This is a genomic window from Citrobacter sp. Igbk 17 (genome assembly GCF_028069775.1).
In the GTDB taxonomy this organism is placed as follows: domain Bacteria; phylum Pseudomonadota; class Gammaproteobacteria; order Enterobacterales; family Enterobacteriaceae; genus Citrobacter.
In genome coordinates, this window is sequence record NZ_JANEWI010000026.1 from 1 (window position 1) to 22,979 (window position 22,979).

Annotated in this window: 17 protein-coding genes and 1 pseudogene; 16 read left to right on the forward strand and 2 right to left on the reverse strand. The window is 49.7% G+C overall.

Features of this window, described 5'->3' with window-relative positions; all coding sequences use genetic code 11:
• Positions 1-53: 53 nt before the first annotated feature.
• The gene (locus tag NNO08_RS15485; RefSeq protein ID WP_271442878.1) at positions 54-812 is read right to left on the reverse strand and encodes an outer membrane protein OmpK; all 759 of its coding nucleotides are present in this window, start codon (positions 810-812) and stop codon (positions 54-56) included.
• 578 nt (positions 813-1,390) lie between these two features.
• On the opposite strand from NNO08_RS15485, the gene NNO08_RS15490 reads away from it, so the two are divergent.
• The 6 genes from NNO08_RS15490 (at position 1,391) to nhaR (ending at position 9,558) form a co-directional block, all read left to right on the forward strand.
• Positions 1,391-2,884 carry a sulfatase family protein gene (locus NNO08_RS15490; RefSeq protein WP_271440447.1) on the forward strand — a complete coding sequence of 498 codons (1,494 nt, stop codon included), beginning with the start codon at positions 1,391-1,393 and terminating at the stop codon, positions 2,882-2,884.
• Between the two features lie 101 nt (positions 2,885-2,985).
• On the forward strand, positions 2,986-4,182 hold the full coding sequence (locus tag NNO08_RS15495; RefSeq protein WP_271457040.1) for an anaerobic sulfatase maturase: 1,197 nt from the start codon (positions 2,986-2,988) through the stop codon (positions 4,180-4,182).
• 24 nt (positions 4,183-4,206) lie between these two features.
• On the forward strand, positions 4,207-5,457 hold the full coding sequence (locus NNO08_RS15500) for an IS1/IS1595 family N-terminal zinc-binding domain-containing protein (RefSeq protein WP_271457041.1): 1,251 nt from the start codon (positions 4,207-4,209) through the stop codon (positions 5,455-5,457).
• A 115-nt stretch (positions 5,458-5,572) separates the two neighbouring features.
• Entirely contained in the window at positions 5,573-7,288 is a 1,716-nt protein-coding gene (locus tag NNO08_RS15505) for an aryl-sulfate sulfotransferase (protein WP_271449987.1), read from the forward strand.
• Positions 7,289-7,453: 165 nt separating this feature from the next.
• On the forward strand, positions 7,454-8,620 hold the full coding sequence (nhaA, locus tag NNO08_RS15510) for a Na+/H+ antiporter NhaA (protein ID WP_271440451.1): 1,167 nt from the start codon (positions 7,454-7,456) through the stop codon (positions 8,618-8,620).
• Positions 8,621-8,658: 38 nt separating this feature from the next.
• Positions 8,659-9,558, forward strand: coding sequence for a transcriptional activator NhaR (gene nhaR / locus NNO08_RS15515; RefSeq protein WP_137383775.1), 900 nt, complete (start codon positions 8,659-8,661; stop codon positions 9,556-9,558).
• Positions 9,559-9,617: 59 nt separating this feature from the next.
• Here the strand turns inward: nhaR and rpsT are convergent, their stop codons facing one another.
• Positions 9,618-9,881: a 30S ribosomal protein S20 gene (rpsT, locus tag NNO08_RS15520; RefSeq protein ID WP_003018940.1), complete on the reverse strand. Its 264-nt coding sequence runs from the start codon at positions 9,879-9,881 to the stop codon at positions 9,618-9,620.
• Between the two features lie 105 nt (positions 9,882-9,986).
• Between rpsT and NNO08_RS15525 the strand changes: the two are divergent.
• The 10 genes and pseudogenes from NNO08_RS15525 to carB all read left to right on the forward strand — a co-directional run bounded on the left by NNO08_RS15525 (position 9,987) and on the right by carB (position 22,840).
• Positions 9,987-10,202: pseudogene (locus NNO08_RS15525) on the forward strand (DUF2575 domain-containing protein).
• 7 nt (positions 10,203-10,209) lie between these two features.
• On the forward strand, positions 10,210-11,148 hold the full coding sequence (ribF, locus tag NNO08_RS15530; protein WP_271440452.1) for a bifunctional riboflavin kinase/FAD synthetase: 939 nt from the start codon (positions 10,210-10,212) through the stop codon (positions 11,146-11,148).
• A 37-nt stretch (positions 11,149-11,185) separates the two neighbouring features.
• On the forward strand, positions 11,186-14,002 hold the full coding sequence (gene ileS, locus NNO08_RS15535) for an isoleucine--tRNA ligase (protein ID WP_271457042.1): 2,817 nt from the start codon (positions 11,186-11,188) through the stop codon (positions 14,000-14,002).
• On the forward strand, positions 14,002-14,499 hold the full coding sequence (gene lspA / locus NNO08_RS15540; protein ID WP_048212740.1) for a signal peptidase II: 498 nt from the start codon (positions 14,002-14,004) through the stop codon (positions 14,497-14,499). Before ileS ends, lspA begins: the two co-directional genes overlap by 1 nt.
• 116 nt (positions 14,500-14,615) lie before the next feature.
• Positions 14,616-15,065, forward strand: coding sequence for an FKBP-type peptidyl-prolyl cis-trans isomerase (gene fkpB, locus NNO08_RS15545; RefSeq protein WP_137383771.1), 450 nt, complete (start codon positions 14,616-14,618; stop codon positions 15,063-15,065).
• Position 15,066: 1 nt separating this feature from the next.
• Complete coding sequence (gene ispH, locus NNO08_RS15550; RefSeq protein ID WP_271440455.1) at positions 15,067-16,017, forward strand: 4-hydroxy-3-methylbut-2-enyl diphosphate reductase; 951 nt, start codon at positions 15,067-15,069, stop codon at positions 16,015-16,017.
• Between the two features lie 65 nt (positions 16,018-16,082).
• Positions 16,083-16,997: a ribonucleoside hydrolase RihC gene (rihC, locus tag NNO08_RS15555; RefSeq protein WP_271440456.1), complete on the forward strand. Its 915-nt coding sequence runs from the start codon at positions 16,083-16,085 to the stop codon at positions 16,995-16,997.
• Between the two features lie 173 nt (positions 16,998-17,170).
• On the forward strand, positions 17,171-17,992 hold the full coding sequence (gene dapB / locus NNO08_RS15560) for a 4-hydroxy-tetrahydrodipicolinate reductase (protein WP_271449984.1): 822 nt from the start codon (positions 17,171-17,173) through the stop codon (positions 17,990-17,992).
• 454 nt (positions 17,993-18,446) lie between these two features.
• Positions 18,447-19,595, forward strand: a complete 1,149-nt coding sequence (carA, locus tag NNO08_RS15565) for a glutamine-hydrolyzing carbamoyl-phosphate synthase small subunit (protein ID WP_271440458.1) — start codon at positions 18,447-18,449, stop codon at positions 19,593-19,595.
• 17 nt (positions 19,596-19,612) lie between these two features.
• Positions 19,613-22,840 (forward strand): carbamoyl-phosphate synthase large subunit, encoded by a 3,228-nt coding sequence (gene carB, locus NNO08_RS15570; protein WP_271457043.1) that lies wholly within the window; start codon positions 19,613-19,615, stop codon positions 22,838-22,840.
• Positions 22,841-22,979 lie beyond the last annotated feature (139 nt).

A 22,979-nucleotide genomic window follows, 5' to 3' on the forward strand; every position in this document is an offset into this window, starting at 1 on the left:
ACATATATCTAAGATTAATTTCTAACTATAGAGTTTACTTTTCTGCTGATGAATTAGAATTCAAAACCCACCAGGTAATTCATACGGTCACCATAATCCTGATACCCTAATTTATTATTGAAGTAACGATAGGATACAGAGGCTGTCCAGCGGGGCATAAATTTCCAGGTAAACGTAACGGCACCATTTAGACCCGTTTTCCCACCTTGCTGCTCTGCATAAGCATCATTACGATCCATTTCAACTTCATTCCAGTTTGAAATGGCAAATTTCTCATTAAGCATTTCGAAATTATATGCAGCAACCCAGCCAAGGACATAGCCGTTAAATCCATTAGCCTGACCGTATTTTGCAGAGTTATAGTCGCTGGATAAATTATGTATCGCGACATAAGGTTTGATAAACCATGATTTCTCTACCAGACCCAGGTAGCCTACCCCATACATCATGTTCAACTCATCACCAAATTTGTTTTCCATCGACATATAAAGTTTAGTCATTAACGTAAAATCAGACCCTTCTATCGGACGATAATGTCCAAGAAATTGAGTCGTATGGTTACGTCCTTCTACTGGATGGTTGAGTACATTCATTTCGTAAAATGAGGCGAATTCACCTCTATCAAAAACAGCGCCGAAATCAGCAACAGCTTTCCATACTTCACCTCGATCGACGTTTACAAATCCTTTATTCCAATCACCGTAGCCGAGGCTAATCTTTCCATAGACGCGTTTTAGTTCAGCAGAATGGCTATTGAAGGTGGATAAGATAACGCATGCAGCAAGTAGACTCTTAATATATATTTTATTCATGCTCAACTCCATGAGGTAAAGATACTAATAATGTGCGGAAAAAATGAGAGTCTATTGATTGGGGGTTTATTCGTGAGTGATAGATGTCGCAAAAATGTCAGTGATTAAGTGTTAACGGTGCCAGGTGTCAATTAGTGTTGTTTTTTAAATGGCAACTTGATGTTTTTTGAAAGTGTTCAGTGTTACAACAGTAACATGGATTTTTTATTCGGTATTTTATTTTTTTATCTGTTAAGTATTATTCCTTGGAGATTAATAGGTTAGCGATGAGAAAACAACATATACTGACATTAGAAGGGTAAAGGAAAATGTATCCCATAACATTTGGGATCTTCATCACTTGTTGGCGTATTCATTTCTAATAAACTTTTCTTCGCTGCATTATATAGATAAGTCTGGTATTTATATTGTTAATATGGCTTTCGTGATTAATATAATATCTGTGAATGTATATTGTTCTTTGTTTTTCTGTCGCTATTACATCGCCATGTAATAGCGAGGGTGGAAATTAAACAGAAATTTAATTTATTGGTAGATCTGTCGCGTAATTGACTATGTGATAATTCAAAGGAGTTGGAATGAAAAGAACTGTCGTTGCCAGCATGATCGGATTGGCTCTATGTGCCGGGAGTGCATTATCAACCGTACAAGCCGCTGCGGATAAACGCCCTAACTTAGTCATCATTCTTGCAGATGATTTAGGTTATGGCGATCTGGCGACTTATGGCCATCGAATCGTTAAAACGCCTAATATCGACAAACTGGCTCAGGACGGGGTGAAATTTACCGATTATTATGCGCCAGCTCCTCTGTGTTCTCCCTCTCGAGCTGGGTTGCTTACTGGCCGAATGCCGTTTCGTACAGGGATTCGCTCCTGGATCCCTGAAGGCACTAATGTTGCGTTAGGTCGAAATGAACTGACTATTGCTAACTTGCTGAAGCAACAGGGTTACGATACGGCGATGATGGGTAAGCTGCATCTTAATGCTGGTGGCGATCGTACTGACCAACCACAGGCAAAAGATATGGGCTTTGACTATGGTCTGGTCAATGCTTCCGGCTTTGTGACCGATTCTACGTTGGATAATGCCAAAGAACGTCCACGCTATGGCACCGTGCATCCCACTGGGTTTGTGCGTAATGGCAAATCGATTGGCAGAGCGGACACCTATAGCGGTGAACTGGTCAGCTCCGAAGTTGTGAACTGGTTGGATAATAAGAAAGATGATAAACCGTTCTTTCTATATGTTGCGTTTACAGAGGTTCACAGCCCACTGGCTTCACCCCAAAAATACCTTGATATGTACTCGCAATACATGAGTGATTATCAAAAACAGCATCCGGATCTGTTCTATGGTGACTGGGCTGATAAACCGTGGCGCGGTACGGGAGAGTATTACGCTAACATCAGCTATATGGATGCTCAGGTCGGTAAAGTGATGGATAAGATCAAGGCGATGGGCGAAGAAGATAACACCATTGTTATCTTTACCAGTGATAACGGACCTGTCACTCGTGAAGCACGTAAAGTGTATGAGCTGAATCTGGCGGGTGAGACCGATGGCTTGCGTGGCCGTAAAGATAACTTGTGGGAAGGTGGGATCCGCGTTCCGGCAATCATCAAATATGGCAAACATATTCCACAAGGGATGGTCTCTGATACGCCGGTTTACGGTCTTGATTGGTTGCCGACGTTGGCCAACATGATGAATTTCAAACTCCCAACAGATCGTTCCTACGATGGACAGTCTCTGGTGCCGCTGCTTGAGCAGAAAACGTTAAACCGTGAAAAACCGCTGATCTTCGGTATTGATATGCCATTCCAGGACGACCCTACCGATGAGTGGGCTATGCGTGATGGTGACTGGAAAATGATCATCGATCGTGAGAATAAGCCGAAGTATCTCTATAACCTGAAACAGGATCGGTTTGAAACGCTTAACTTGATTGGCAAACAGCCTGATATTGAAAAACAGATGTACGGTAAATTCCTGAAGTACAAAAAGGATATTGATAACGATTCATTGATGAAAGCTCGAGGCGAGAAACCGACTCCGGTCACCTGGGGCTAACCGGATAATAATAAAAATACAGTGTATGCCACTTAGGGCTATGCCCGCCTGGCTCAGCACTTTGGTGCTGGGCTGGGTTCTTTTATTTATGGACCTTCGCGATGTACAGGAAAAGTTGCCAGGTAATGATTAAGCCGACAGGGTCGGTATGCAATCTGGACTGTAAATACTGCTTTTACCTGGAGAAAGAAAAACTGTATCCAGACAGAAAAGGTAATTACAGGATGTCAGATTCCATGCTGGAATTATTCATCAAACAACACATTGCCGCACAGGATGTGGATGAAGTCATTTTTGCATGGCAAGGTGGAGAACCGACACTGATGGGGCGCGCATTTTATCAGCGAGCGGTTGAGTTTCAGCAACATTACGCGAGAGGGAAGAGCATTGTTAATACTTTCCAGACGAACGGTATTTTAATCGATGATGAATGGGCTGTTTTTTTCCAGCAGAATGATTTCCTGGTCGGGATCTCTGTTGATGGTGATGCCGCGCTACATGATGAATGGCGTGTGACTCGTTCGGGTAAACCGACGCACAGAAAAGTTGAACAGGCCATTGAATGTCTGGTACGCCATGGCGTCGAATTTAATACACTGACGGTTGTTAATCACACTAATATGCGTTTCCCACTGCAGGTCTATCAATACCTGAAAAGTATTGGCAGCCGATATATGCAATTTATCCCGCTCGTTGAACGATGCAGCGCTAGCGAGGATGGCAGGTTGGCACATCCTGATGATAAACAGATAACCATGATGCCGTGGTCTGTTGATTCCCTTCAGTTCGGCCACTTCCTCAATGCCATTTTTGATGTCTGGATCCGTGAGGACATTGGTAATATTGGCATACAACTCTTTGAGCAGACGCTTGGGGCCTGGTGTGGTCTACCTCCGCAAGTCTGCGTGTTTGCTCCCACATGCGGTAGTGCGTTTGCGATGGAAATGAACGGTGATGTCTATAACTGCGATCACTTTGTCTATCCACAGTACAAGTTGGGAAATATTCAGCATACGACGCTACGCGCAATGAACAATAGCGAGCAGAACCGGCAATTCGGCAATGATAAAAACCGTACAATGGCGCAAGAATGCTACTCCTGTCAGTGGCAATTTGCCTGCCATGGGGGATGCCCCAAACACCGTTTTTTACCTTCGGCCTCAGGGATGTTGAATCAGAACTATTTATGCGCTGGTTATCAGGCATTTTTTGCCCATACAGCATTGGCGATGGGGGCGATGAAGACGCTCTGTGAAAATAATATTTCACCCGCAGAGATAAAAACAATATTTGTATGACAGTAATATTCGCAGGGAGTGAATATGTTTTTCCAAATCAATGTCGATGCTTGTAAAACGCCTGAGTGCAAAAATATGGGTATCCTCAACAGCCCGGATTATTTGGTGCAAGGTAAGGACATTTTGTGCAGAGAATGTGGATTCTCATTCCCGGTCATTTCTGAACGTTCGCTCAATCTTTTCCGTCTGTCGGCTAACCTGCCCTGGAGAGGGCTAATTAAGGCTTGTCCTGGTTGTGGCAGTTTGTCATTGAAAAAGTACGGTTTTTCCGCCCAGGGAGAGGCCCGACTGTACTGTCTTCAGTGTCATAAAACCTTTGTTTTCCTTGGTCGGCATAAAGCGGATGTCCGCCAGGAAAGCCTTGCCAGACTTATCCTGGAAGGTGCCTCACTGGCAGATATCAGAACGACGCTTTCATTAGACAGCACAGGACTGAACCGTGCATTACAAAAATTATCTCGCAGCGTAAATCAATCCGAACGAGAATTCACATTTCCAGCATTCGATTTGGCCATGAGCACACGCGCTTTTCGGGTTAAATTTAACGGTGGCGACCACAGCCTGTATGTTCTGGTTACGGCAGAGGAAAGCAGTGGTAGAGTTATTGCTGTGACAACCAATTATTCCACTCAGGCTGTAGAAGAAGAATATCAGTATATTTCTGACTATGAAGAACGCCTACCATCCGGCACGCTAGCGCATCTTGTCCAACGTAAAGAACTCATGACAATGCGACGAAACACATTATTTGATGTGGATTATGGTCCCGCCGCGTTGCACAAAAACGATCCCGGAATGTTGGTAAAACCCGTCCTCCCTGCATATCGACATTTTGAGTTGGTCAAAGAACTTACAGATGAACGAACCCTTAATGTTCAGCACTACATTGATCATGAATGTTTTATATTAGGGGGATGTATGATGGCGAATTTGAAATCTATTCGACAAAGCCGTTGTCATATCTCATTTGTAAGAGAAATGGGTGACTTGCCATCGGATGCAAACTTTCCCTATCGTGTATTTCGTAGCGGTGGAATACGTAATAATGTCTGGCGTTCTTTTTCGTCTCGCGGTTATGCTAAAGCCGTATGTAATCTAACAGGGAATAAAAAAACGAGTATGCTGCGTTATGCAACCCTAACCGGAGCAACAAAATTCATCCAGTTTTTACAGGTACATCCATTTTTCTTACAACTCAGTCGTTTGTCGCCAGCAAATGTCACAATGGTATTGAATTACTTAAAGTTTGAATATAACAAAAACATCACACTATAACATATTTTTCATTGATAGTAATTGATGCCTTTTTATTATCTGATTGATGATTTTCCATGTATTTGTTTTATTGTTCCGCTGTGGAACGGTGAAATGAATACAATGGAGATTTATAATGGAAAATATTCCTGCGCAGAATCTTAAGTTACCGACTCCTCGCCCGGCAGTGAATCAGGGTATCGACACTAATAATGAGATAGTTCTCAGTCATACAGCTATTTACCAAGATTGTCTGGCGCAGATCACTGACGAGAATACACTAGATAATGCACTTATTATTCTCAATCCTTATGGCACCGCTCCCTTAAGTGCTTATGCCGGTGTTTGGAGCGATGAAGTACGCACCATTACGTTAAACATTCAGGATTTGGCGCAAAATGCGATGTTGATTACCCAAGAGGTTACGTTGAGCGTGGGGGAAAATTTGCTGCCTGTACTGGGTCTGGTGGCTGATACCGATAACCTACTTACCCTATTGGTTGATGAGGAGATCAATGCGACTTACACGATTGCAACTCAACCTTTGCCTGAAACAGATTCTGCAGATGTGCAGCTTGGGTTCCCCATTGTTAATGTGACGCAATCGGCGACTGACACAGATATGCTTGCGCCGGGCTGTTATTTTATTACACATTTCGATCGTTATAATTACGCTCTGGATCAGGATGGCGTGGTGCGCTGGTATGTTACACAAGACTTCCCATCCTTCAATTTGGTTCGTGTGGATAATGGTCATTTCCTGGCAACCTCAGAAGCCAAAAATACCTATCTGGATATGTATGAGTTTGACATGATGGGGCGGCTGTATACATTTTATATGTTGGACAACCAGTTCCACCATTCAATTTGGCAGTGGGACAGTAATACTATTGTTGCGCCCTCTGAATATACTTCTGGTCGTCCTGATTCGCTGAAAACGAATGAGGATGGCGTATCTGTGGTTGATCTTTCAACGGGACAGGAGATTGCTTATTACGATATGGCAACGATTCTGGATACCTCCCGTACAGCGCGTCCAACAGGGACCGCTCCAGGTGAAGACGCGACCGTTCAGGACTGGCTGCATATCAACCAGAGCTATGTTAATGAAACGAATAATTTGCTAATTGCCTCAGGACGCCATCAGAGTGCTGTTTTTGGTATCGATCTGGAAACTGAAGCGCTGCAGTTTATTATGTCCACGCATGAGGATTGGACAGAGGATTATCAGCCTTATCTTCTTACTCCTGTCGACAGCGAAGGCATTCCTCTTTACGACCTCAGTAATCAAGATGATGTGGATGCTGCAAACCGAGATTTTTGGTCGTGGGGGCAGCATAACGTGGTTGAGGTGGCTAATGACGAACCGGGAATTGTTGAGTTTATGGTCTTTGACAACGGTAACTTTCGCTCCCGTGAAGACAGTAAAAGTCTTCTCCCGCCAGATAACTACAGCCAGGTTGTGCATTTCATCGTTGATCTGAATTTGATGACGGTTATGCGTCCTTTCGCGTATGGGAAAGAGTTGGGATCTCGCGGTTATAGCAGCTGTGTGAGCGCTAAAGAAGTACAGCAAAACGGGAATATTGTGGTGCATTTTGGCGACTGTACGTTTGATGAAAATGGACTCGCTATTTCTTGCCAGCCGGGAGACAGTGATATTGATGACCCACGAGCGGGAAGTGAAGCAATGGGTAACTTGCTCCTGCAGGAGATCGATCCAGAGACGAAGTCGGTGCTTTTTGAAGCGACGATGACCTCCGGTTACTATAAGAGTGAAGACGTTAATGGCGCAGGTTATCGCTATGACATCACCAGTTTCCGTGTGTACAAAATGAATCTCTATGCTTAAGTGTGTGTTTTACGCTCCAGCGTGAATTTTTCTCAGCCCAACGAACAGTTGGGCTTTTTTGTTCGTAAAAACCGATCTATTCATCATGAATAATCTAATATTAACGATGAATTATGCGGAGTAAGATAGTAATTACGAAGTATTCACCCAATAGAGAGAATAAAAGTGAAACATCTACATCGTTTTTTTAGTAGCGACGCCTCGGGCGGCATAATTCTGATCATCGCTGCAGCGGTAGCCATGTTGATGGCCAATATCGGGGTCACCAGTGGATGGTACCACGCCTTTCTGGAGACGCCTGTTCAACTGCGGGTTGGCGCGCTTGAGATCAACAAAAATATGCTGTTGTGGATCAACGATGCCTTGATGGCGGTGTTTTTCCTGCTGATCGGTCTGGAAGTGAAGCGTGAGCTGATGCAGGGATCGCTTGCCAGTTTGCGTCAGGCAGCGTTCCCGATCATTGCGGCGATTGGCGGCATGATTGTCCCGGCGTTGCTGTATCTGGCATTTAACTATGCCGATCCCGTCACTCGTGAAGGGTGGGCTATCCCTGCAGCAACGGATATTGCTTTTGCGTTAGGCGTGCTGGCGCTGCTGGGCAGTCGTGTCCCGCTGGCGCTGAAAATCTTCCTGATGGCGCTGGCGATTATTGATGACCTCGGCGCCATTGTGATTATTGCATTGTTCTACACCAGCGATCTTTCACTGCTTTCGTTGGGGGTTGCCGCTCTGGCCATTGTTATTCTGGCTGCGTTGAATCTGTGTGGCGTAAGACGGACGGGTATTTACATTCTGGTCGGCGTTGTGCTGTGGACTGCGGTACTGAAATCTGGCGTGCACGCGACTCTGGCCGGGGTGATTGTGGGCTTCTTCATTCCGTTAAAGGAAAAACATGGGCGCTCACCGGCGAAGCGTCTGGAGCACGTCCTGCATCCGTGGGTGGCTTATCTGATTCTGCCGCTGTTTGCCTTTGCTAACGCAGGTGTTTCGCTGCAGGGCGTTACGCTGGATGGATTGACCTCGATTCTGCCGCTGGGAATTATCGCTGGCCTGCTCATCGGTAAGCCGCTGGGGATTAGCCTGTTCTGCTGGCTGGCGCTCCGCCTGAAGTTGGCACAGCTGCCAGAAGGCACGAATTTCCAGCAGATCATGGCGGTAGGTATTCTGTGCGGCATTGGTTTCACCATGTCGATTTTCATTGCCAGCCTGGCGTTCGGCAGCGTTGATCCAGAGCTGATTAACTGGGCAAAACTGGGGATTCTGATCGGTTCTTTGCTGTCGGCAGTGATCGGTTATTGCTGGTTACGCACTCGATTGAACGTGTCAGCCTGATCGGCTGACGCTTTTGTGACAATTTTCAGGGAGAGAGTATGTCTCATATCAATTACAACCACCTGTATTACTTCTGGCATGTGTATAAGGAAGGTTCGGTGGTTGGTGCAGCAGAAGCGCTTTATCTGACGCCACAGACCATTACCGGGCAGATTAAAGCGCTTGAGGAACGCTTACAGGGAAAATTGTTCAAGCGTAAGGGGCGCGGACTGGAGCCCAGTGAACTGGGCGAATTAGTCTTTCGCTATGCGGATAAAATGTTCACGTTAAGCCAGGAGATGCTGGATATCGTGAACTATCGCAAAGAGTCTAATTTATTGTTCGATGTCGGTGTGGCGGATGCGTTGTCTAAACAGCTGGTCAGCAGTGTGCTGGATGCCGCTGTGGTGGAAGATGAACAAATCCACCTGCGCTGCTTTGAATCTACGCACGAGATGCTGCTAGAACAGCTCAGTCAGCACAAGCTGGATATGATTATCTCAGATTGTCCGATTGATTCGACGCAGCAGGAAGGTCTGTTCTCGGTGAAAATAGGCGAGTGCTGTGTCAGTTTTTGGTGCACGAATCCCTTACCTGAGAAGCCATTTCCGGCCTGTCTTGAAGAGCGGCGATTGCTGATTCCAGGCCGTCGTTCAATGCTGGGGCGTAAGTTGCTGAACTGGATTAACTCTCAGGGGCTGAATGTTGAAATCCTCGGGGAGTTTGATGATGCCGCATTGATGAAAGCCTTCGGTGCCACGCACAATGCTATTTTCGTTGCCCCAACGCTCTATTCGAACAATTTCTATGCCGATGATTCGATTGTGGAGATTGGACGTGTGGAGAATGTGATGGAGGAATACCATGCCATTTTTGCGGAGAGAATGATCCAGCACCCGGCGGTGCAGCGTATTTGTAATGCGGACTATTCCGCGCTCTTTACGCCAGTGAGCAAATAAGCAGACATAAAAAAACCCGCTTACGCGGGTTTTTTTACAAAGCGACAACAAGCAGACGATTAAGCCAGTTTGTTGATCTGTGCAGTCAGGTTTGCTTTATGACGTGCAGCTTTGTTTTTGTGGATCAGACCTTTAGCAGCCTGACGGTCCACGATTGGTTGCATTTCGTTAAATGCTTTCAGTGCAGTAGCTTTGTCGCCAGCTTCGATAGCTGCGTATACTTTCTTGATGAAAGTACGCATCATAGAGCGACGGCTAGCGTTGTGCTTGCGGGCCTTTTCAGACTGAACGGCGCGCTTCTTAGCTGATTTGATATTAGCCAAGGTCCAACTCCCAAATGTGTTCTATATGGACAATTCAAAGGCCGAGGAATATGCCCTTTTAGCCTTCTTTTGTCAATGGATTTGTGCAAATAAGCGCCGTTTAAATTGCAGCACTCGTTGCGTAGTGATGGCGCAGGATTCTACCAGCTTGCGTGCTGTGAATACAGCTTTTCGATGAGAAAAATTGAATTGGTTTACCGGTGAAGGGCATCAATTTGTTTCATAACAATGAAAACAATCTTCTTTCTGTTTCGAGGAAACAATCGCCGGTTAACCTTGACCGCCGTACAGGGTATACTTTCACGATTTTCACTGTTTTGAGCCAGACATGAAGCTGATACGAGGCATACATAATCTCAGTCAGGCCCCGCATGGGTGTGTGCTGACTATTGGTAATTTCGACGGCGTGCACCGTGGCCACCGTGCCTTGTTGCAGGGCTTGCAGGAAGAAGGGCGCAAACGCGGTCTGCCAGTGATGGTGATGATTTTCGAGCCACAGCCGCTGGAACTGTTTGCGACGGATAAGTCACCTGCGCGACTTACCCGCCTGCGGGAAAAACTGCGTTATCTGGCCGAATGCGGCGTGGATTACGTGCTGTGCGTGCGTTTTGACAGGCGTTTCGCCGCATTAACGGCACAGACCTTTATCAGCGACCTGCTGGTGAAGCGCCTTGGTGTACAATTTCTTGCTGTTGGTGATGATTTCCGCTTTGGCGCTAGCCGCGCGGGCGATTTCTTGTTATTACAGGAAGCGGGCGCTGAGTATGGTTTTGATATCACCAGTACCCAAACCTTCTGTGAAGGCGGTGTGCGGATCAGCAGCACCGCTGTGCGTCAGGCGCTGGCAGACGATAACCTGCAACTGGCCGAAAGTTTGCTTGGACACCCTTTTACCATTTCAGGACGCGTCGTACATGGCGATGAACTGGGGCGAACTATCGGTTTCCCGACGGCAAATTTACCGCTGCGTCGCCAGGTTTCCCCAGTGAAAGGGGTATATGCGGTTGAAGTGATGGGATTGGGTGAAAAGCCTTTTCCCGGCGTAGCTAACATTGGCACCCGTCCGACGGTTGCCGGTGTACGTCAGCAGTTGGAAGTGCATCTACTGGATGTTGCAATGGACCTCTACGGTCGCCATATAGATGTAGTACTGCGTAAAAAGATACGCAACGAACAGCGATTTGCTTCGCTGGATGAACTAAAAGCGCAGATTGCGCGTGATGAGTTAACTGCCCGCGATTTTTTTGGGCTAACAAAACCGGCTTAATGCCTATACGAGTTTTAAATACGGAACCGAGAATCTGATGAGTGACTATAAATCAACCCTGAATTTGCCGGAAACAGGGTTCCCGATGCGCGGCGATCTCGCCAAGCGTGAACCGGGAATGCTGGCGCGTTGGACTGATGATGACCTGTACGGCATCATTCGTGCGGCCAAAAAAGGCAAAAAAACCTTCATTCTGCATGATGGCCCTCCTTATGCGAATGGCAGCATTCATATTGGTCACTCGGTTAACAAGATTCTGAAAGACATTATCGTGAAGTCCAAAGGACTCACGGGTTATGACTCGCCTTACGTTCCGGGCTGGGACTGCCACGGTCTGCCTATCGAGCTGAAAGTGGAGCAGGAATACGGTAAACCCGGTGAGAAGTTCACCGCTGCGGAGTTCCGTGCTAAGTGCCGCGAATATGCTGCAACGCAGGTTGACGGTCAGCGTAAAGACTTTATTCGTCTTGGCGTGCTGGGCGACTGGTCGCATCCGTATCTGACCATGGACTTCAAAACTGAAGCCAACATTATTCGTGCGTTGGGCAAAATCATCGGTAACGGCCACCTGCATAAAGGCGCGAAACCCGTGCACTGGTGCGTTGACTGTCGTTCTGCGCTGGCGGAAGCGGAAGTTGAGTATTATGACAAAACGTCTCCATCTATCGACGTTGCGTTCCATGCGGCCGACCCGGACGCAGTAAAAGCAAAATTTGGCGTCTCTGATGTCAATGGCCCAATCTCTCTGGTTATCTGGACCACCACCCCGTGGACGTTACCGGCTAACCGTGCGATCTCTCTGGCACCTGACTTTGACTATGCGCTGGTACAGATGGACGGCCAGGCGGTAATTCTGGCAAAAGATCTGGTTGAAAGCGTAATGCAACGTATTGGCGCGGCTGAATACACTATCCTTGGCACCGTAAAAGGCGCTGAGCTGGAACTGCTGCGCTTTACCCATCCGTTTATGGGCTTTGACGTGCCGGCTATCCTTGGCGATCACGTTACGCTGGATGCGGGTACCGGTGCGGTCCATACCGCTGGCGGCCACGGCCCGGATGACTACGTCATCAGCCAGAAATACGGTCTGGAAATCGCTAACCCGGTTGGCCCGGACGGCGCATACCTGGCGGGCACCTACCCGGAACTCGATGGTGTGAACGTCTTTAAAGCTAACGACAAAATTGTTGCGCTGCTGAGTGAAAAAGGCGCGCTGCTGCACGTTGAGAAGATGCAGCACAGCTATCCATGCTGCTGGCGTCACAAGTCGCCGATCATCTTCCGCGCAACTCCGCAGTGGTTCGTCAGCATGGATCAGAAAGGCCTGCGTGCGCAGTCGCTGAAAGAGATCAAAGGCGTACAGTGGATCCCTGACTGGGGCCAGGCGCGTATTGAATCGATGGTTGCTAACCGTCCTGACTGGTGTATCTCCCGTCAGCGTACGTGGGGCGTGCCGATGTCTCTGTTTGTCCACAAAGACACCGAAGAGCTGCACCCGCGCGCTATCGAACTGATGGAAGAAGTTGCCAAACGTGTTGAGGTAGACGGTATCCAGGCGTGGTGGGATCTCGACCCGAAAGATATCCTCGGCGATGAAGCTGATCAGTACGTCAAAGTACCGGATACGCTGGACGTGTGGTTTGACTCCGGTTCAACCCATTCATCCGTCGTTGACGTGCGTCCTGAGTTTGCAGGCCATGCGGCAGATATGTATCTGGAAGGCTCTGACCAGCACCGTGGTTGGTTCATGTCTTCTTTGATGATCTCCACCGCCATGAAAGGCAAAGCGCCTTACCGCCAGGTACTGACTCATGGTTTCACCGTTGATGGTCAGGGCCGTAAGATGTCCAAGTCTATCGGTAACACTGTTTCTCCGCAGGATGTGATGAACAAACTGGGCGCGGATATTCTGCGTCTGTGGGTGGCATCGACCGACTATACCGGTGAAATGGCTGTTTCCGATGAAATTCTGAAACGTGCCGCTGACAGCTATCGTCGTATCCGTAACACCGCGCGCTTCCTGCTGGCGAACCTGAACGGGTTCGATCCGGTGAAAGACATGGTGAAACCGGAAGATATGGTGGTACTGGACAGGTGGGCGGTAGGTTGTGCGCAAGCGGCTCAGGAAGAGATCCTGAAAGCTTACGAAGCCTATGACTTCCACGAAGTGGTACAGCGTCTGATGCGCTTCTGCTCCGTAGAAATGGGGTCGTTCTACCTTGATATCATCAAAGACCGTCAGTACACCGCGAAAGCGGACAGCGTGGCGCGTCGTAGCTGCCAGACTGCGCTGTTCCATATTGCGGAAGCGCTGGTTCGTTGGATGGCACCGATCATGTCCTTCACCGCAGACGAAATCTGGGGTTACCTGCCGGGTTCCCGCGAGAAATACGTCTTCACTGGTGAATGGTACGACGGTCTGTTTGGCTTAGGCGAAACCGAAGCCATGAACGACGCATTCTGGGACGAGCTGCTGAAAGTACGTGGCGAAGTGAACAAGGTTATCGAGCAGGCGCGTGCGGATAAGAAAGTCGGCGGTTCTCTGGAAGCGGCAGTGACCCTGTACGCCGAACCTGAACTGGCGGCGAAACTGACCGCACTAGGCGAAGAGTTGCGTTTTGTCCTGTTGACCTCCGGTGCGACTGTTGCGGATTATGCCGCAGCACCTGCTGATGCTCAGCAGAGCGAATTGCTCAAAGGGCTGAGGATCGTACTGAGTAAAGCCGAAGGTGAGAAGTGCCCGCGCTGCTGGCATTACACCACCGACGTCGGCCAGGTGGCGGAACATGCAGATATCTGCGGACGCTGTGTCAGCAACATCGCCGGTGATGGCGAACAACGTAAGTTTGCCTGATGAGTAAGCCTCTTTGTTCAACAGGGCTACGCTGGCTGTGGCTGGTGGTAGCCGTGCTGATTATTGACTTAGGCAGCAAATACCTGATCCTCCAGAACTTTGCTCTGGGGGATACGGTGTCGCTGTTCCCGTCGCTTAATCTGCACTATGCACGAAACTACGGTGCGGCGTTCAGCTTCTTAGCCGATAGCGGTGGCTGGCAGCGTTGGTTCTTTGCCGGCATTGCCATCGGTATTTGCGTCATCCTGATGGTGATGATGTATCGCTCGAAGGCGACGCAGAAGCTGAATAACATCGCGTATGCGTTAATCATTGGCGGTGCGCTGGGCAACTTGTTCGACCGCCTGTGGCACGGCTTTGTGGTTGATATGATTGACTTTTACGTCGGAGACTGGCATTTCGCGACCTTCAACCTGGCAGATACGGCGATTTGTATCGGCGCGGCGTTGATTGTTCTTGAAGGCTTCTTACCGTCGAAAGAGAAAAAAGCCGCATAAAAAATGCCGGATGGCGCTATGCTAATCCGGCCTACAATATACTGCGATCCTTGTAGGCCCGGTAAGCGTAGCGCCACCGGGCAAACAGTCGGCAGCAATTTTAAAGAGCAACCTGCATGTCTAAATCAGTACAGAGTAACAGTGCGGTGCTGGTGCACTTCACCCTCAAGCTCGACGATGGCTCCACCGCAGAGTCAACCCGCAATAACGGCAAGCCTGCGCTGTTTCGCCTGGGCGATGGTTCTCTGTCTGAAGGACTGGAGCAGCACCTGCTGGGGTTAAAAGAGGGCGATAAAACCACGTTCTCCCTGGAACCGGATGCGGCCTTTGGCATCACCAGCCCGGACTTAATTCAGTATTTCTCGCGTCGGGAATTTATGGACGCGGGTGAGCCAGAAATTGGCGCAATCATGCTCTTTACCGCAATGGACGGCAGTGAGATGCCAGGTGTTATCCGCGAAATCAACGGTGATTCGATCACGGTTGATTTCAACCATCCGCTGGCTGGGCATACCGTTCATTTTGATATTGAAGTGCTGGAAGTCGAACCAGTACTGGAGGCGTAAAATGCAGATCCTGTTGGCCAACCCGCGCGGTTTCTGCGCTGGCGTAGACCGCGCTATCAGCATTGTAGAAAACGCGCTGGCTATTTACGGCGCGCCGATTTATGTCCGTCACGAAGTGGTGCATAACCGCTACGTGGTGGATAGCCTGCGTGAGCGCGGCGCTATTTTTATTGAGCAAATCAGTGAAGTGCCAGACGGCTCAATTTTGATTTTCTCAGCCCACGGCGTATCTCAGGCAGTGCGTAACGAAGCCAAAGGCCGCGACCTTACAGTTTTTGATGCGACCTGTCCGTTGGTGACCAAGGTGCACATGGAAGTCGCCCGGGCCAGCCGTCGCGGCGAAGAGTCGATCCTGATCGGTCACGCCGGGCACCCGGAAGTTGAAGGTACGATGGGCCAATACAGCAACCCGCAAGGGGGGATGTATCTGGTTGAATCACCGGAAGATGTGCTGAAACTGGACGTGAAAAATGAAGGTAAACTTTCCTTCATGACGCAGACCACGCTCTCCGTTGACGATACTTCGGATGTCATCGACGCGCTGCGCCAACGCTTCCCGAAAATCGTCGGGCCGCGAAAAGACGATATCTGCTATGCCACCACTAACCGTCAGGAAGCGGTACGTGCGCTGGCGGAGCTGGCGGATGTTGTGTTGGTTGTCGGCTCGAAAAACTCGTCTAACTCTAACCGTCTGGCTGAACTGGCGCAGCGGATGGGGAAAGCCGCGTATCTGATTGATGATGCGACTGATATCCAGGAAGAGTGGGTGAAAGCCGCGAAATGTGTGGGCGTAACGGCCGGTGCTTCGGCACCCGATATTCTGGTTCAGAATGTGATTGCTCGTCTGCAGGAGTTGGGCGGTGGAGAAGCTATCCCGCTTGAAGGCCGTGAAGAGAATATCGTTTTCGAAGTGCCTAAAGAACTGCGTGTGGATGTTCGTGAAGTAGAGTAAGTCTTTCACGTCACGATTATGCGAAGATGCCAGACTTAACGTCTGGCATTTTTTTTGGAGAAACCATGCGCTTACCGATCATTCTTGATACCGATCCCGGCATTGATGATGCCGCTGCAATTGCCGCTGCGTTGTTTGCCCCTGAGTTGGATCTACAACTAATGACCACGGTAGCAGGCAATGTTTCGGTGGAAAAAACCACCCGTAACGCATTGCAGTTGCTGCATTTCTGGAATGCGGATATTCCCCTGGCGCAGGGCGCATCCATGCCGCTGGTGCGCCCGTTGCGCGATGCTGCTTCTGTACACGGGGAGTCCGGCATGGAAGGGTACGAATTTGTCGAGCACGACCGCCAGCCGCTGGCAAAACCTGCTTTTCAGGCTATCCGTGACGCGTTGATGCATGCCCCACAACCGGTGACGTTGGTCGCCATTGGCCCCTTAACGAATATTGCGTTGCTCCTCACTCATTATCCTGAGTGTACCTTCAATATTCACCGCCTGGTGATTATGGGCGGTTCGGCTGGGCGCGGGAACTTCACGCCAAACGCTGAGTTTAATATTGCTATCGACCCGGAAGCGGCAGCGAAAGTATTCCAGAGTGGGCTGGAGATTGTAATGTGCGGGCTGGACGTGACCAACCAGGCCATGCTTGCGCCGGATTATCTGGCGACGTTACCAGGGCTTAATCAGACCGGAAAAATGCTGCATGCGCTGTTCAGTCATTACCGTAGCGGTAGCATGAATACGGGGCTGCGAATGCACGACCTCTGTGCGATTGCCTGGCTGGTGCGCCCGGATCTCTTTACGCTCAAGCCCTGTTTTGTCGCCGTTGAAACGCAGGGGGAATATACCGCTGGTACAACGGTAGTAGATATCGAAGGGCGGCTGGGGCAACCCGCTAATGCCCAGGTGGCACTGGGGCTGAACGTTGAGGGATTCCAGCAGTGGGTGGCGCACGTTTTGGCACTGGCCCCCTGATTTCCACGCTATATAACGATATGACGCTGCTTATTCCGTGGCGTCATGCCTTTTACTGATATCTTTCCCTGTTTATCATTAAATTCTAATTATCGACGTTTTCGGCTGGCGGCGCAGCGATACGCTGGTTAATCTGAAAACGATTTACGTAAAATTAACAAAAGAGAATAGCTATGCATGATGCACAAATCCGCGTTGCCATCGCGGGAGCCGGAGGACGCATGGGGCGTCAGTTGATTCAGGCCACGCTGGGTATGGATGGCGTACAGCTTGGTGCGGCGCTGGAACGTGAAGGCTCTTCCTTACTGGGTAGCGATGCCGGGGAACTGGCGGGCGCAGGAAAGACGGGCGTGACCGTGCAAAGCAGCCTTGAAGCGATAAAAGATGATTTTGATGTTTTTATCGATTTTACCCGTCCTGAAGGTACGCTGACACATCTGGCGTTTTGTCGCCAGCACGGCAAAGGCATGGTAATTGGTACCACTGGTTTTGATGATGCGGGAAAACAGGCTATTCACGATGCCGCACAGGATATTGGCATCGTCTTCGCCGCTAACTTTAGCGTCGGCGTTAACGTCATGCTGAAGTTGCTGGAGAAAGCCGCGAAAGTCATGGGTGACTATACCGACATTGAAATTATTGAAGCTCACCACCGCCATAAAGTGGATGCGCCGTCTGGTACCGCGCTGGCGATGGGGGAGGCGATAGCCGGGGCACTGGATAAAGATTTAAAAGACTGTGCCGTCTATGCGCGTGAAGGTTATACCGGTGAACGTGTGCCGGGCACTATCGGTTTTGCTACGGTGCGTGCGGGAGATATCGTTGGGGAACATACCGCGATGTTTGCTGATATTGGTGAGCGCATCGAGATTACGCATAAAGCCTCCAGTCGTATGACATTCGCCAACGGTGCTGTGAGATCGGCTATTTGGCTGAAATCTAAATCAAATGGTCTTTTTGATATGCGAGATGTGCTTGATTTACGCAATTTGTAAGGTTTATTACCCTTCGTGATGTGGTTATTGTAGTCATAATTATTTGATTACATAGGGCAATATTTTATTGCCCTTTATTTTATCTATTTGATGTTGTTTTTAAATTGAGTGCCTTGTTTTTATAAGTTTCATTGTCTTTTTTTGTTGGTTAAATGTAAATTTTGACCATTTGGTCTACTTTTTATCTCTTGTTTCTGAGATTTGATACTCTTCCTGCTCCGCAAGCGTTTTCCACTCTAAGTTAGTTGATCTTTTTGATGCCTGGAGGCGGGTTAATTCGTCAATGGCGCAAAATAATAATAAAAATTGTCCTTTTGGGTAGACTTTTACGTGGGCTATCTCTAGAATGCCGCCGTTTGCCAGAAATCCATAGGTAAGCAAATTTGCATTGATTCATGGTGTGTTAATGAATTAATATGCAAATAAAGTGAGTGAATATTCTCTGGAGGGTGTTTTGATTAAGTCAGCGCTATTGGTTCTGGAAGACGGAACCCAGTTTCACGGTCGGGCCATAGGGGCAACAGGTTCGGCGGTTGGGGAAGTCGTTTTCAATACTTCAATGACCGGTTATCAAGAAATCCTCACTGATCCTTCCTATTCCCGCCAAATCGTCACTCTTACTTATCCTCATATCGGTAATGTCGGCACCAATGAAGCCGATGCAGAATCTTCTCAGGTACATGCGCAAGGCCTGGTCATTCGCGACCTGCCGCTGATTGCCAGCAACTTCCGCGATACTGAAGACCTTTCTTCTTACCTGAAGCGCCATAACATCGTGGCGATTGCCGATATCGATACCCGTAAGCTGACGCGCCTGCTGCGTGAAAAGGGCGCACAGAACGGCTGCATTATTGCGGGTGACAACCCGGATGCGGCACTGGCGCTGGAAAAAGCCAAAGCATTTCCGGGCCTGAACGGTATGGATCTGGCGAAAGAAGTGACCACTGCGGAGCCGTATAGTTGGACGCAGGGTAGCTGGACGCTGGCAGGTGACTTACCGGAAGCAAAATCTGCTGATGAACTCCCGTTCCACGTTGTGGCTTATGATTTTGGTGCCAAGCGCAACATTCTGCGTATGTTAGCGGATCGCGGTTGCCGCCTGACGGTAGTACCGGCGCAGACCTCTGCAGAAGAGGTCCTGAAGATGAATCCTGACGGTATCTTCTTGTCCAACGGTCCTGGCGACCCGGCGCCATGCGATTACGCGATTACCGCGATTCAGAAATTCCTCGAAACCGATATTCCGGTATTTGGCATCTGCCTCGGTCATCAACTGCTGGCGCTGGCGAGCGGTGCAAAAACCATCAAGATGAAGTTTGGCCACCACGGCGGCAACCATCCGGTGAAAGATATTGATAACAATACCGTGATGATCACCGCGCAGAACCACGGTTTTGCGGTTGATGAGGCCTCCATGCCTGCCAACCTGCGCGTGACCCACAAGTCACTGTTCGACGGCACCCTGCAGGGGATTCATCGTACCGATAAACCGGCATTCAGCTTCCAGGGACACCCGGAGGCGAGCCCAGGTCCGCACGACGCTGCGCCGTTGTTTGACCACTTTATCGAGCTTATTGAGCAATACCGTCAGTCCGCGAAATAATCAGGAGTATAAGAGCCATGCCAAAACGTACAGACATAAAAAGTATCCTGATTCTGGGCGCGGGTCCGATTGTAATCGGTCAGGCGTGTGAGTTTGACTATTCCGGTGCGCAGGCGTGTAAAGCGCTGCGTGAAGAGGGTTACCGCGTCATTCTGGTGAACTCCAACCCGGCAACCATCATGACCGACCCGGAAATGGCTGATGCAACCTATATCGAGCCGATTCACTGGGAGGTGGTACGCAAAATTATCGAAAAAGAGCGCCCGGATGCGGTGCTGCCGACTATGGGCGGCCAGACGGCGCTGAACTGTGCGCTGGAACTGGAACGTCAGGGCGTACTGGCTGAGTTCGGCGTGACCATGATTGGCGCGACGGCAGATGCCATTGATAAAGCAGAAGACCGTCGTCGCTTCGATATCGCGATGAAGAAAATCGGCCTCGACACTGCGCGTTCAGGCATCGCCCACACCATGGAAGAAGCGTTGGCGGTTGCCGCTGATGTTGGCTTCCCGTGCATTATCCGTCCCAGCTTCACCATGGGCGGCACCGGCGGCGGTATCGCCTATAACCGCGAAGAGTTCGAAGAAATCTGCGAACGCGGTCTGGATCTCTCCCCAACCAACGAGCTGCTGATTGATGAATCGCTGATTGGCTGGAAAGAGTACGAGATGGAAGTGGTGCGTGATAAAAACGACAACTGCATCATCGTCTGCTCCATCGAAAACTTCGACGCGATGGGTATCCATACTGGCGACTCCATCACGGTTGCCCCGGCGCAGACACTGACCGACAAAGAATACCAAATCATGCGTAACGCCTCGATGGCTGTACTGCGTGAAATCGGCGTTGAAACCGGTGGTTCCAACGTGCAATTTGCGGTGAATCCGAAAAATGGTCGCCTGATTGTCATCGAAATGAACCCGCGCGTTTCCCGCTCTTCAGCGCTGGCGTCTAAAGCAACAGGCTTCCCGATTGCGAAAGTAGCGGCGAAACTGGCGGTGGGTTACACCCTCGATGAGCTGATGAACGACATCACTGGCGGTCGTACTCCGGCATCTTTCGAGCCGTCCATCGACTACGTTGTGACGAAGATTCCACGTTTTAACTTCGAGAAATTTGCGGGCGCAAACGACCGTCTGACTACCCAGATGAAATCTGTTGGTGAAGTGATGGCGATTGGCCGCACCCAGCAGGAATCCCTGCAGAAAGCGCTGCGTGGCCTGGAAGTGGGCGCGACCGGTTTTGACCCGAAAGTAAGCCAGGATGACCCGGAAGCACTGACTAAAATCCGCCGTGAGCTGAAAGACGCAGGCGCTGAGCGTATCTGGTACATCGCTGATGCGTTCCGTGCTGGCCTGTCCGTCGATGGTGTGTTCAACCTGACCAACATTGACCGCTGGTTCCTGGTGCAGATTGAAGAACTGGTGCGTCTGGAAGAAAAAGTGGCAGACGTGGGCATTAACGGCCTCGACGCTGACTTCCTGCGTATGCTTAAACGCAAAGGCTTCGCCGATGCGCGTCTGGCTAAACTGGCTGGCGTGCGCGAAGCAGAAATTCGCAAACTGCGTGAACAGTATAAGCTGCACCCGGTTTACAAGCGCGTTGACACCTGTGCCGCAGAATTTGCTACCGATACTGCTTACATGTACTCCACGTATGAAGAAGAGTGTGAAGCGAATCCGTCCGTAGACCGCGATAAAATTATGGTTCTGGGTGGTGGTCCGAACCGTATCGGCCAGGGGATTGAATTCGACTACTGCTGTGTACACGCTTCATTGGCGCTGCGTGAAGACGGTTACGAGACCATCATGGTCAACTGTAACCCGGAAACCGTTTCAACCGACTACGACACGTCTGACCGTCTGTACTTCGAGCCGGTGACGCTGGAAGATGTGCTGGAAATCGTGCGTATCGAGAAGCCGAAAGGCGTTATCGTTCAGTACGGTGGTCAGACTCCGCTGAAACTGGCTCGTGCGCTGGAAGCTGCAGGTGTTCCGGTTATCGGTACCAGCCCGGATGCGATTGACCGTGCCGAAGACCGTGAACGTTTCCAGCAGGCGGTTGACCGTCTGAAGCTGAAGCAACCGGCCAACGCCACCGTAACCGCTATCGAGCAAGCTGTTGAGAAAGCAAAAGAAATCGGTTATCCGTTGGTGGTGCGTCCGTCCTACGTTCTCGGCGGCCGCGCGATGGAAATTGTCTACGACGAAGCCGACCTGCGTCGTTACTTCCAGACGGCAGTTAGCGTGTCCAACGACGCGCCAGTGCTGCTGGATCGCTTCCTCGACGATGCGGTAGAAGTTGACGTGGATGCCATTTGTGACGGTGAAATGGTGCTGATTGGCGGCATCATGGAACACATCGAACAGGCGGGCGTGCACTCTGGTGACTCCGCATGTTCTCTGCCTGCTTATACGCTGAGTCAGGAAATTCAGGACGTCATGCGTCAACAGGTGCAGAAACTGGCCTTCGAACTGCAGGTGCGTGGCCTGATGAACGTCCAGTTTGCCGTGAAGAACAACGAAGTTTACCTGATTGAAGTTAACCCACGTGCAGCGCGTACTGTACCGTTCGTCTCTAAAGCCACTGGTGTACCGCTGGCGAAAGTGGCGGCACGTGTGATGGCGGGTAAAACATTGGCACAGCAGGGCGTAACCAAAGAAATTATCCCGCCGTACTACTCCGTGAAAGAAGTGGTGCTGCCGTTCAACAAATTCCCAGGTGTTGACCCGCTGTTAGGGCCAGAAATGCGCTCTACCGGTGAAGTCATGGGCGTGGGGCGTACCTTTGCCGAAGCGTTCGCTAAGGCACAGTTGGGCAGCAGTTCTACCATGAAAAAACAGGGCCGTGCGCTGCTCTCCGTACGTGAAGGCGATAAAGAACGTGTAGTGGACCTGGCGGCGAAACTGTTGAAGTTTGGTTTCGAGCTGGATGCTACGCACGGTACGGCGATTGTGCTGGGTGAAGCGGGTATTAATCCACGTTTGGTAAACAAGGTGCATGAAGGCCGTCCGCACATTCAGGACCGTATCAAGAATGGCGAATACACCTACATCATCAACACCACTGAAGGTCGTCAGGCGATTGAGGACTCCAAGCTGATTCGCCGCAGTGCGCTGCAGTATAAGGTGCATTACGACACAACGCTGAACGGCGGTTTTGCCACGGCGATGGCGCTGAATGCAGATGCGACCGAGAAGGTGACTTCTGTCCAGGAAATGCACGCGCAGATCAAAAAGTCATAAAAAATAGGTTCGGTGATAATTGCGTTAACCTGACCAGCAATATAATTTTGAAAGGGTTTCTGTAAAGAAACCCTTTTTTAAATTCGAGTAAGGTCATTCCTGGCCAAATGCACTTTCATAACCACATTTTCAATGTAAT